General features: G+C 69.1%; 10 protein-coding genes, 1 tRNA gene and 2 pseudogenes. 2 read left to right on the top strand and 11 right to left on the bottom strand.

The features are described from left to right. Window positions 1-313: 313 nt before the first annotated feature. The gene (locus amrb99_RS21145; RefSeq protein WP_347256774.1) at window positions 314-2,206 is read right to left on the bottom strand and encodes a SpoIIE family protein phosphatase; all 1,893 of its coding nucleotides are present in this window, start codon (window positions 2,204-2,206) and stop codon (window positions 314-316) included. A gap of 136 nt (window positions 2,207-2,342) precedes the next feature. Beyond that, window positions 2,343-3,089: a hypothetical protein gene (locus amrb99_RS21150; protein WP_206700036.1), complete on the bottom strand. Its 747-nt coding sequence runs from the start codon at window positions 3,087-3,089 to the stop codon at window positions 2,343-2,345. Window positions 3,090-3,136: 47 nt separating this feature from the next. On the opposite strand from amrb99_RS21150, the gene amrb99_RS21155 reads away from it, so the two are divergent. Further along, window positions 3,137-3,210, top strand: a tRNA-Pro gene (locus amrb99_RS21155). Window positions 3,211-3,292: 82 nt separating this feature from the next. On the opposite strand, the gene amrb99_RS21160 is transcribed toward amrb99_RS21155, so the two are convergent. From amrb99_RS21160 to amrb99_RS21170, 3 genes are read right to left on the bottom strand one after another with little or no spacing between them, the layout of a single operon-like run. Further along, complete coding sequence (locus tag amrb99_RS21160; protein ID WP_190858533.1) at window positions 3,293-4,501, bottom strand: site-specific integrase; 1,209 nt, start codon at window positions 4,499-4,501, stop codon at window positions 3,293-3,295. After that, complete coding sequence (locus amrb99_RS21165) at window positions 4,498-4,737, bottom strand: helix-turn-helix domain-containing protein (protein WP_190858535.1); 240 nt, start codon at window positions 4,735-4,737, stop codon at window positions 4,498-4,500. The genes amrb99_RS21160 and amrb99_RS21165 overlap by 4 nt, the downstream gene beginning before the upstream one ends. A 17-nt stretch (window positions 4,738-4,754) precedes the next feature. Beyond that, window positions 4,755-5,303, bottom strand: coding sequence for a replication initiator (locus tag amrb99_RS21170; protein WP_347256775.1), 549 nt, complete (start codon window positions 5,301-5,303; stop codon window positions 4,755-4,757). Window positions 5,304-5,392: 89 nt separating this feature from the next. On the opposite strand from amrb99_RS21170, the pseudogene amrb99_RS21175 reads away from it, so the two are divergent. Next, window positions 5,393-6,181, top strand: a pseudogene (locus amrb99_RS21175) (IS5 family transposase). A gap of 409 nt (window positions 6,182-6,590) precedes the next feature. Here the strand turns inward: amrb99_RS21175 and pqqE are convergent. The 6 genes and pseudogenes from pqqE to amrb99_RS21205 form a co-directional block, all read right to left on the bottom strand. After that, a complete protein-coding gene (gene pqqE, locus amrb99_RS21180) occupies window positions 6,591-7,655 on the bottom strand; it encodes a pyrroloquinoline quinone biosynthesis protein PqqE (RefSeq protein ID WP_190858620.1) in 1,065 nt (354 codons plus the stop codon). Continuing rightward, entirely contained in the window at window positions 7,652-7,915 is a 264-nt protein-coding gene (gene pqqD, locus amrb99_RS21185; protein ID WP_190858540.1) for a pyrroloquinoline quinone biosynthesis peptide chaperone PqqD, read from the bottom strand. The genes pqqE and pqqD overlap by 4 nt, the downstream gene beginning before the upstream one ends. After that, a complete protein-coding gene (gene pqqC / locus amrb99_RS21190) occupies window positions 7,912-8,607 on the bottom strand; it encodes a pyrroloquinoline-quinone synthase PqqC (protein ID WP_190858543.1) in 696 nt (231 codons plus the stop codon). Before pqqC ends, pqqD begins: the two co-directional genes overlap by 4 nt. Then, the gene (locus amrb99_RS21195) at window positions 8,604-9,338 is read right to left on the bottom strand and encodes an MBL fold metallo-hydrolase (RefSeq protein WP_206700038.1); all 735 of its coding nucleotides are present in this window, start codon (window positions 9,336-9,338) and stop codon (window positions 8,604-8,606) included. The genes pqqC and amrb99_RS21195 overlap by 4 nt, the downstream gene beginning before the upstream one ends. A 163-nt stretch (window positions 9,339-9,501) precedes the next feature. Continuing rightward, a complete protein-coding gene (pqqA, locus tag amrb99_RS21200) occupies window positions 9,502-9,618 on the bottom strand; it encodes a pyrroloquinoline quinone precursor peptide PqqA (protein ID WP_190858547.1) in 117 nt (38 codons plus the stop codon). Window positions 9,619-9,960: 342 nt separating this feature from the next. Further along, a pseudogene (locus tag amrb99_RS21205) lies at window positions 9,961-10,896 on the bottom strand (hypothetical protein); the annotation flags it as partial.

The following is a 10,896-nucleotide window of genomic DNA, read 5'->3' on the forward strand; positions in this document are numbered from 1 at the left end:
AACACTCACAAGAAAAGCAAACCGGCCGCAAAAGGATCTTTTGCCTGCTCAACGCCGTTGCAACCCCCCTTCAACGACCGCCCCCGGCCGGACCTTCCCGATCTTTCTCCGGACGGCCCGAAGCCCTTACGGCATAGGGGATTCCCGCCACCGCCCCCCGGCCCGGGAAAGGTAAAATGATCAAAAGGCGCGGGACGCTTCCGCCCTTCACGGCCCGCCCGCGCGCCGCGGCGCAGATCACACGGACCGCGCTACTCCCCCGCCGATGTGGCCTACGTCACCCTGGTTCACGGTCGGCCTGACCTGCTGAAGATCACTCCACGTGCAGGGCGAACATCGTGGTGTCGTCGGCCGCCCGGTCGTGCTCCATCCGCGCGAGCACCTCGTCCAGCGCCAGTTCCGGCCCCGACGAGGAGTCCCGCAGAATGCCGGTGAGCCGATCGATCCGCTCATCGAGATCGGTGTCCCGGCGCTCCACGAGGCCGTCGGTGTAAAGGAACAGCAGATCCCCCGGCCGCAGTTCCGTGGAGATCGTCGTGTATTCCCAATCCGGCAGCGCACCGAGCATCGGGTCGCGATAGACCTCCAGCGGCTCGGCGTGCCCGTCCCGCACCAGGATCGGCGGCAGATGCCCCGCGCACGTCCACTCCATGACGCGCCGGTCCGGCCGGTAATGGCCCACGATCGCCGTGCCGGTCGCCGGCGGGTCCATGCTGCCGACCAGCTCGTTCAGCCAGCCCACCAGCTGCCCCGCCGACTCCCCGGTGCACGACAGCCCGAGCAGCCCGTTACGGCTGCGCGCCATCGACGCCGCCGCCGGGAGGCCGTGCCCCGCCGCGTCCCCGATAGCGAACAGCGCCCGCCCGTCCGGCATCGCGCGGGTGGCGAACCAGTCCCCGCCGATCCGCGCCGTGCTCTCCGCCGCCAGCGCCCGGATCGCCACCCGCAAGCCCGGCAGCCGCTCGACCTCGCCCTCGTCCGGCAGGATCGCCCGGCGCAGCGTCACCGCCACCTTGCGTTCCTGGGCCGTCCGCGCCTGCTGCTTGAGCATCTGCCGGCGCGTCTCCGCCAGCGCCCGCTCCACCCCGCGGCGCCGCGTGATGTCCTGCGAGACGATGTTGATCGACACCGGCAGCCCGGAGTCGTCCAGCACCGGCTCGGCGAACACCCACAGATGCCGCGGCGTACCGTCCTTGCCGATCACCCGGTGCTCGGCCTCCACCGGCTCCCGGCGCGAGAACATCGTCTGGACGGCCTCCTCGACCAGCGGCAGGTCGTCGTCGGCGACCACCTTCGGCAGGTCGTGCGGCGCCGGCGGCACCTCGTCCGGACCCAGCCCGTAGTTCGCCAGCATCTGCGGCGTCCAGTCCGCCTGCCCGGTGACCAGGTCCCACTCGCCGAACCCGATCAGCGCCAGCCGCTCCACCCGCTCCAGCCGCCGCGCGCTGCGGTCCTCCCCGGTGTGGTACCGCCAGGTGAGGCACACGCCCGTCGGCGTCCGGACGCACCGCGCGCTCATCCGCGACGACCGCGACAGCCCGCCCTGGACGGTCGAGTACATGATCGAGTCGCGGTCCAGGGTCGGCCCGCCCTCCAGCACCGCGACATAGTCCTCGAACAGCCCGCTGAGCGCCGCTCCCGGATCCGTCCGCAGCAGCCGCTGCCCCGTCAGATCCTCGGCGCCCCGCCCGAACAGGTCCCGCGCGGCCTTGTTCAGCTCGGCGTACAGGAAGTCCTGCACCTCGCCGTCCGCGTCCCGCACCGGCACCAGGTGGGCCGCCGAGTCCAGCGCCCCGTCGAGCAGCCCCCGCGCCACCGGATCCTCGGGCAGCCCCTCGATGATCGCGGCGTCGCCCCCGGTGTCCTCGGCCGCCAGGCGGTGCAGGAGGTCCTCGGCCTCGGAGACCACGCCCCGCCGGTCGGTGTCCTCCGCGCGCGGCGGCCGGCGTCCCGCCACCACCGCGCCCTCGGCCCCCGCGCCGCCGCCCTGGACGACCATGGCCGCCGCCTCCGGCAGCTCCATCTCCAGGTCACGCGCCAGCCAGATGAGGTGCTGCAGCGCCTCGCCGGGCGGCACCCCGAGCCGCCGGGCCAGCATCACCCGCGCCTCGGCCAGCACCGCACGGTCGTGCGCCGCCCCCCGCAGGCCCTCGAGGTCCGCCGCGTGCACTCCAGGCGTCCCCCACGTGCCGTCCGCTTCCGACACCCCAGTCCCCCGTTCGGCGTTTTCATGCCCTGGGAGAAAAAAGCTACATACGTCGGCGAAGGTCCGTTCGCCACCATCTTCGTTACCAGTCCGGATCTTTACCCGGCTTTTTCTTTTCGCCCTAATACGACCGCTTTCACTGACCGTCCGGAGACGATCCCCTACCCACGCATGTGACCTGCATCACAGCCCTCGCGAGCGCCGTCACGCACCCCGCCGCGGCCTCCGCGGACGTCCCCTCCGGATGCAGCGTCAGCACTACGACGATCTTGCCGTCCACCACCCCGGTCGTATGCAGCGCGGGCCGTCCGAGCCCCAGCTCCGCCGGCGCGGGCCGCCGGTCCGGCACGTCCTCGAACCCCGACCACCCCTGCTTCACCGCCGACGGCCCCGCCTCCGCGATACCGAAGACCTGGTCGAACCCGTCCGCGCCCCTTTTCGCCATCCGCCCCAACTGCTCCAGCACGAACCGCCCCTCCGGCACCGCCACCGCATGCCGATAGACCCGCACCACGTCCCCGGCGCTCATCCCCGTGTACCCCCACCACCCGGGCATGCCCGCGGGCGGCGGCACCGTCTCCCGCAACCCGGCCCGCCGCACCATCCGCTCGACGATCCCGGCCCGCCCGCCCCGCTCCCACACCTCGTCCGCCGCCGCGTCATCGCTCGCCCGCAGCATCGCCCCGACCATCTCCCGGTCCCGGGCCTCGACCACCCGTCCCCGCAGGAAGTCGAGCGCCATCAGCACCTTGACCACCGAGGCCGCCCGGAACACCTCCGCCGGCCACCGCTCCGCGACCGCGCACCCCGCCGCCAGATCGAAGACGGCCCATGCGGCCCGCACCCCCGCGGGCACCTCCGCCGCCGAGAACCCGGTACGCACGACCCTCCAGACTGCGCTAGAGTAATCACGCCCGCTCAGACGGGCACCGGGACGTAGCGCAGTTTGGCAGCGCACTTGACTGGGGGTCAAGGGGTCGTGGGTTCAAATCCCGCCGTCCCGACAGAACAGGAAGCCCTGTCGATCACGGAGTAATCCGAGGTCAACAGGGCTTTTGTGTTCCTGGTGGCCGTAGCCGTCACGATCTAGACGGCCCGGAGCCGGGGACCATCCGGGGACCTACGGGCCCTCAGATGGACGCTCAGAGCCTCTCCGGCCGCGCTGATCGAAGCGGAGTCCGGGTGCAGGTAGCGCTGTGTCGTGCTGAGTGACCCGTGCCCGGCGATCTTGCGGAGCACATGCACCGGGACGCCCGCATCGGCCATCCACGTCAGGCCGGTATGCCGCAGGTCGTGACGCCGGAGATGCTCGTGTCCGAGCTGGGTGACCACGTCGTCCCAGTGGGTCGCATCGCGAAGTACGGCGGTGGTGATGCGCCCACCGCGCGGGCCGGTGAATAGGCGAGCCGCGGGCTTGTCCCCAAGTGCGTCCAGGCGCTGGGCGACGATCGGCCGGATTTCCTCGATCAGGGGTACGGTCCGGGCTCGCTTGCCTTTGGTGCCTTTGTCGACCAGGCCGCCGGGGCTGGGCGTGGTCTGCCGGCGAACCTTCCACGTCCATGCATCGCGGTCGATATCGCCGACGCGGACGCCGGATACCTCGCCGATCCGAGCAGCGGTGCAGGCGGCGAAGGTGACTACCTCGCCCCAGCCGGAGAAGTGGCCGGAGGACCGTTCGACGAGCGCGGCCGCCAGGCCGACGAGGGCAGACCAGTCCGGGAGCGCGAGGGCGCGCGGCTCGTCCAGCTCGTCTTCGGCCCTCTTGTACTGCTGTTGCCAGCCGGTCACCCGCGCTGGGTTGTGGGTGATGATGCCGTCCCGTACCGCCTGCTCCATGACCCGGACGAGGATGGCGAGGCTGTTCTTCACGGTTGAGCGGCCGCATTCATCAACGATCCAGGCATGGACGGTGCGGTCCACCGCACCGTTGGTGATCATACGAACCTGTAGATGCCCAAGCGACGGAACCACACGGAGGCGCCAGCCCGCCATGTACGGGTCGAGCGTCTTGCTTTCCAGACCTCGCGTGGCGAGCGTCATCACACTCTCGCTGTACTCGGCGAGGGTCATGGTGAAGGTGGCTGGGGCGATGCCCGCGCGAGCACCTTTCTGGATTTCGTCGATCCATTCTTTGGCCTGGTCTTCGGTAGCGACCGACTCTGAGACGGAGCACCGGCGACGGGTCGCCGGGTCGGTCCAACGGACGCGAGCGCGGTAGGGCCGGGGACGTCCCGCGCGATACTCAATGTCAGCCGACAACGAGACGCCGACCGGGATCTTTTCTCTCGCGCTCATGCCGTCTTGTCCTCTGGGTCGGTCCGGTGGCTCATCAGCCAGCGCTGAACGTCAACGGCGCTGTACCGGGTGACGGAGCCGCTCAGCTTGACGAAGGGCGGCCCCTGGGTAGGCCGGGCGGTCCGCCAACGGCGGAGCGTGGAGGGGTCGACACCGATGATCTCGGCGAGTTCTTCGGTGGTGTACCAGCCGCCGAGCAGCAGCCCGGCATTCTGTCGTTCGAGGGTTTCAGTCATCGCGTTCCTTTGGTCGATCAGGCGGCTTCTGCGGTGGGGGCGTGCGAACCAAGCTCGTGTGCGAGTTCCTCGCGTCCGGCCTGGTGTCGTCGGCGTGCTTGGTCGGCGGCGGTGTTGGCCAGGAGGGCGTCTCCGGTGGTCTTCCAGCCAGAGCCGACGTAGGACAGGCGGCCGAGGATCACAGTCGTTTCGGCGTCAAGGTCGGCTTGACGCTCGAATCGCTCGGGCGGGTGGTCCGGTCCTGGTGTCTGGGTGCGGCGGTACAGGACGCGTGCGGCGCGTAGAGCGCCAAAGGTGACCGAGTAGCGGCGAGCTTTGATGAGGAAGTGGCCGCCAAAGCCGAGCATGTGTGCCCAGCGGCGCAGGGATTCGAAGCCGGTGTGTTCGCCGAGGGTCCAGGCGGCGTGGACGAGACGTTCGGTGTGGGTGCCGTCGGGTTTGGCGTAGAGCGCGATGCTCGCGGCGTGGAGGCGGCGGGAGGTGTGTCCGGTGACTTCGGTGCCTTTGGTGGCGTACTTGGCGAGGTAACCGGCCACCATGGCGTCACTGACGGACTCGCCGCTCAGAGGTCATAACAAAATGTGCATGTGACGCGACGTGTAGTGATGGTCGGGTGTGGTGTGGGTGGGTGCGTAAGGGCGAGCAACCCCCATGGATCGTGCCCGACAGCCTGTGGGAGCGGATCGAGCCGCTGCTGCCGAAGGTGGAGCGCCGTAAGCGCCACGCCGGGCGTAAGAGGTTGCACGACCGCCGGGTGTTGTGCGGGATCTTGTTCGTGCTGCATACCGGGATCCGGTGGGAGTTCCTGCCCCAGGAGCTGGGGTTCGGGTCGGGCATGACGTGCTGGCGGCGGCTGGCCGAATGGCACCAGGCCGGCGTATGGGAGCGGCTGCACCATCTACTGCTGGAGGAACTGCACGCCGCCGGGCAGCTGGACTGGTCCAGGGCGGTGATCGACAGCTCCCACATACGGGCATTGAAAGGTGGCCCAAAACCGGGCCGAGCCCGGTCGACCGCGGCCGGCCGGGCTCCAAACACCACGTACTGACCGACGGGCACGGCATCCCGCTCGCCTTGTCGGTGACCGGCGGGAACCGCAGACGACGTCACGCAGTTGATGCCGCTGCTGGAGGCGGTGCCACCGGTCCGGGGCCGGGTCGGCCGGCCCCGGCGAAGACCCGGGCGGCTGCTGGCCGACCGCGGCTACGACCACGACAAATACCGGCGCCTGGTCTGGGGCAAGGGCATCAAGCCGGTCATCGCTCGCCGCGGCGTCCCGCACGGGTCCGGGCTGGGCGTTCACCGCTACGTCGTCGAACGCACCATCGGCCTGCTGCACTGGTTCCGCCGCTTACGCATCCGCTGGGAGATCCGCGACGACATCCACGAGGCCTTCATGACCCTCGCCGCAGCCATCATCTGCTGGCGACGCCTCGTCCGCTGATTCTGTTACGACCTCTAAGTGCGGCTGGCGTACTAGAGCCGATCTCCGGAACTGGTAGGGCATGCAGGTAGTTGGAGAGGCACCGCCTCAAGCCTTGGCCTCAAGCAGAGAAATGCTCCACCCGCCGACCCCGGACTGCTCCGCTCACCATCACCAAGATCAAACGCCTGTAGGCCTGCTCGCCCGCCACTGGCACGGCCTGGACCACTACCTTTGCTGGCACCTATGGTGACGCCGTCACCAAGCCCCCGCCCGCTGGCACCACCAACGAACCCGCCTCACCCACCGATAACGAGATCACAATCTCCGAATGCCCTCCTAGTATCAGCAGCGGCAGAGACCTTGACCGGGTTTGCCTGGAGACTTGGTGGCAGATGATCGGAACCGGTCAGCGGGATGGGCTGCAGGGCTAAGTTCCTGCTGGTTTCCGGTAGGTGAGGTCATCCGGGTCGGGGGTGAGCCGGACGAGGTGGTGGTCGGGGGAGAGCCGGCAGGCGGGGTCGGTGCGTGCCGCATCACCGGTGAGGGCATATGCCTGGCACCGGCATCCGCCGAAGTCCGTTTCCTTGGCCGGGCAGCTCCGGCACGGTTCGGGCATCCAGGCTGTGCCGCGGTAGCGGTTGAAGGCCGCTGACTCCTCCCAGATCCAGCGCAGTGGGCGGTCCCGTACGTTCGGCGGGTCCAGGTTCTCGATGCCGTACGCAGCTGGGCACGGTAGCGCGGAGCCGTCCGGTGCCACGGTGATCGAGGTGGCTCCCCAGCCGCCCATGCAGGGCTTGGCGACACCGTCGGCATAGTCGGGCACTACCCAGATCAGCTCCGGCTCGCCAGCGAGCCGCTCCTGCCAGGCCGCGACCGTCTCGCGCGCGGCGGCGAGCTGGTCTTGGCCGGGCATCAGCGCAGCGCGGTTCCGCAGGCCCCAACCGTAGAACTGGATATTGGCCAGCTCGACACGGTCCACACTCCAGGACACGGCGAGCCGGATAATCTCGTCGAGGTGATCGAGGTTCAGCCGATGCAACACGATGTTGAGGCCGAAGGGCAGGCCGGCTTCGCGGATGATCGCGGCGGCCTGGCGCTTGTCGCCGAAGGAGACCCGGCCCGCGATCAGGTCAGAGCGGGCGGCGGTGGCGTCCTGGACCGATAGCTGCACGCTGCGGAGCCCGGCCGCGGTCAGTTCGGCGAGCCGGGCACTGGTGAGGCCGACCCCGCTGGTGACGAGCTGGGTGTAGATCCCCGCGGCGTCGGCCGCCGCGACGATCTCGGTGACGTCGGGCCGTAGCAGTGGCTCGCCGCCGGAAATGTGGGTTTGGACGATGCCCAGTTTGCCGGCCTCGGCCAGCACCCGTCCCCAGTCCGCGGTGCCGAGCTCTGCGGGCCGCCGGACCAGTTGCAGGGGGTTCGAGCAGTACGGGCAGTGCAGCGGGCAGGCGTGGGTGACCTCGGCCAGCAGCGCCCACGGCGGCCGGATCATCTGAGCCAACCCTGGACCTTGACCCGCTGCAGGAACGACGGAACCTCGGTGGCCACCGGAGCCTGCGGGAACTGTTCGGCCAAGGTCCCGCAGATCTCGGCAGCGGTCCGCGAACCGTCGCACAACCGCAGGATCTGCCCGGCCTGCTGGTTGAGCACCACCACGCGCTCAGGCATCAGCAGGATGTCGGACTCGCGTACCGCGTCCCAGCGCAGAACGATCCCGCGCCGGAGCCGTGGACGCCATTCGGCGGAGGTCATTTCTGCCCGCAGGCGCGCTCGACCGCGTCCAGCATCGACCACAGCACGTCGAACTTGAATTCCAGCGCGGCCAGTACCTTCTCCTGGTCGGCCCGGGTAGTCGCCCACCGCCGGACCAGGTCGAGCGCCTCCTGACTGTCCCGACGCCCCTGCGGGGGCCGGACCCAGAAGTACTGCAACCCATTCCGGTCGATCCAGCCGTAATGCTTCTCGAACGCGGCTGTCCGGCGCTCCAGCAGGTCGGGAGCGAATACCTCGGTCAGCGACGACGCGATGGCCTCGAGCGGCGTGGCCAGCCGTACGAAATTGACGTAACCGTCGACGGCCAGCCGGACTCCGGCCAGCACCCCCTCCCCCGACTCCAGCGCCGAGCGCTCCAGCCCCGCCGCCTCGCCGAGGCGCAGCCAGCGCTCGATCCCGCCCTCGTCATCATCGGTGCCGTCGTGGTCGTGGATGCGGCGGATCCAGGCCCGCCTCAGTTCCCGGGTGTCCAGCTTGGCCACGATCAGCGCGTCCTTGATCGGGATGTTGCGCTGGTAATGGAAGCGGTTCGCGACCCATACCCGCAGTTCCTCCGGGCTCAGGAGGCCGTCGTGCATCCGCTCGTTGAACGGATGCCGGTGGTGGTAGCGCTCCGTTCCGGCGGCGCGCAGCCGTTGCTCGAATTCTGCGGGGGTCCACGGCGTGCTCACAGTTCGACGGACTTCCCTTCGGGGACGGCTTCGATCCTCTTGGCTGCCAACAGGGCGTGCTGCGGAGCCTCCGGATGGGTCAGCGGGTTGGTGTTGTTCAGGTGGGTGTAGAAGCGGTGGCGGGCAGGCACCTGTGCGAGCCGCTCAGAAGTGCCGGCCGGCCCCCAGATCGGCAGGTGGCCCATCTGGGTGGCAGTACGGCAAGAGAGCCCAGCCGTACGGGGCTCCTGGTCGTCCCAGAAGGTGCCGTCGACGAACACACAGTCGGCGTCCGCCAGCTCCTGGTCGAGTTCCGGGGGCCAGTCCGCGATCGCAGGCGCATAGACCAGGCTGCCGTGATCGCCGTCAATGCGCAGCGCCACTGCCCAGCGCCCCTCGGGCTGATCGGCGGCGTATCGGGGTCGCTTGCCCGATACCGGTACGACCCGTACCCGCATGCCGTCCTCAAGCTGGAGACTTTCGCTGTCGCGCAACTCGCGCCACGAAAGGTCGGTGTAGGGAGCCAGCACGTCGTGGATTCGCAGCCCGTGCGTCAGCCCGCGCCACACGGCGGCGGTCGACAGGACTCTGACGCTGGCGGCCTCCCGCAGCCGGAACAACCCGAGCGTGTGGTCGAGTTCCGCGTCGGTGAGGAGCACCCCCGCGATCGGGGTCTCCCTGCCACCCGGCGCGGGATGCAGGTCCTCGCATGCCTCGATCTGGTCGGTCAGATCCGGCGTTGCGTTGATCACATACCATCGGCCTCCAGCCGAGCCGCTGATGGCGATGGAGGCATGTTTACGGCGCCGCTCTGGATGGCGGCGGGCTCCGGCGCACCCAGCACAGCCGCAGTTCCACTGCGGGACGCCACCCCCCGCCGCCGTCCCGAGCACGCGTACGCGCATCGGCGGATCGCTACTTGGACACGGGCAACGGCCCCTGGATCGAACCCGGGTAGTAGGCCGTGACCTCAAGCGAGGTGTTGATTACCTCGAAGTCCGGTGTCTGCCACACCATCGACTGCTCGCTCATCCGACCTTCCTTTCACACAAGAACACCAGGAGGTACCGCAACCCCGCCGCTACTTACTGAGTGTGTATACCCGGTTATACTGCGTTGTATCGGTGCGCTGACAAACCCTTGTTTCGAAGTGATACGCCGCCGCCCCGCGTCCACAGGGCCCACCGATGGTCCACAGCGGATCGCCGCACGGGTCGCACCAGAGGTGGCGGGGTGACAGGCTGCAGCCGGCATTCCGCGGGGACGGGCCGCGCGCCCAGGCCCTGTGCTTGATCGCGCCCGGTGCGGAGCTCCGGATCCTGCCGGGTGGGATCGGCTTTCCACGCTCGCGCTTGATGCGGCCGGCGGGGAAGGCTACGGGATGTCCGTCGAGCGGTCGTGCGGCCGGGCCTCGGCGCCGGCCGTGGCGTCCCAGACGATTTCGCCATGCTCGAAGCGGCTGACCCGGCCGCGGCCGTCGTCCGTGTCGGTCTCGCTGGCGATGGGATAGCCGAGCTGGCCGGCTGGGCCGCCGTGGCGGAGGTACGCCTCGCGAATTTCGCCCATCACGATGTGCGCCCCCGTTTCCTCCGACCAGAACACCGAGGCCGTCACCTCGATGCGGTCTCGTGAGGAGTGGTGGAAGGTGGGCGTCGAGAGTCCGGCGACCCTCCGAACCGACACTCGCTGCCGGGGGCTTGCCACGGTACCCATGAAATCCCGCCGCCGACCGCATCGCCCGTCCGAGAGCTCGACCTCCTCACCGAGTGGTGTCGCGAGCACGCCCCGGCGACCGAGACGTCCGATGAGCTCATCGATCGTCCAGCGAGGCGTCCGCTCTGCGGTTGCGACCTTGGCAGCAGCGTGCGGTGGAAGCGTCCCGTAGACAACGACCTTCCCAGGGCCCCGGTAGAGCGGCGCTGGGCCAAAGGGAGGAAGGACCGGGAAGAAGTGGCCGTTGGGGTTCGTGCCCCAGCCGTCGTGTTCGTTCCAGAAGGTGCTCCAGACGCGGTTGTCGAAGCCGATCATGAACAGGTCGAGGTTTCCGCTGGCTCTGGAGACCGCAGCGAGCTGCTGATTGGTGTGGTCGAAGACAGCTTGCCCCGGAAGGGGGAAGAAGTGACCGTTGGGGCTTGTGCCCCAGCCGTCGTGTTCGTTCCAGAAGGTGCTCCAGACGCGGTTGTCGAAACCGATCATGAACAGGTCGAGGTTTCCGCTGGCTCTGGAGACCGCAGCGAGCTGCTGATTGGTGTGGTCGAAGACAGCTTGCCCCGGAAGGGGGAAGAAGTGACCGTTGGGGCTTGTGCCCCA

Source organism: Actinomadura sp. RB99, from assembly GCF_014706005.1.
GTDB lineage: Bacteria > Actinomycetota > Actinomycetes > Streptosporangiales > Streptosporangiaceae > Spirillospora.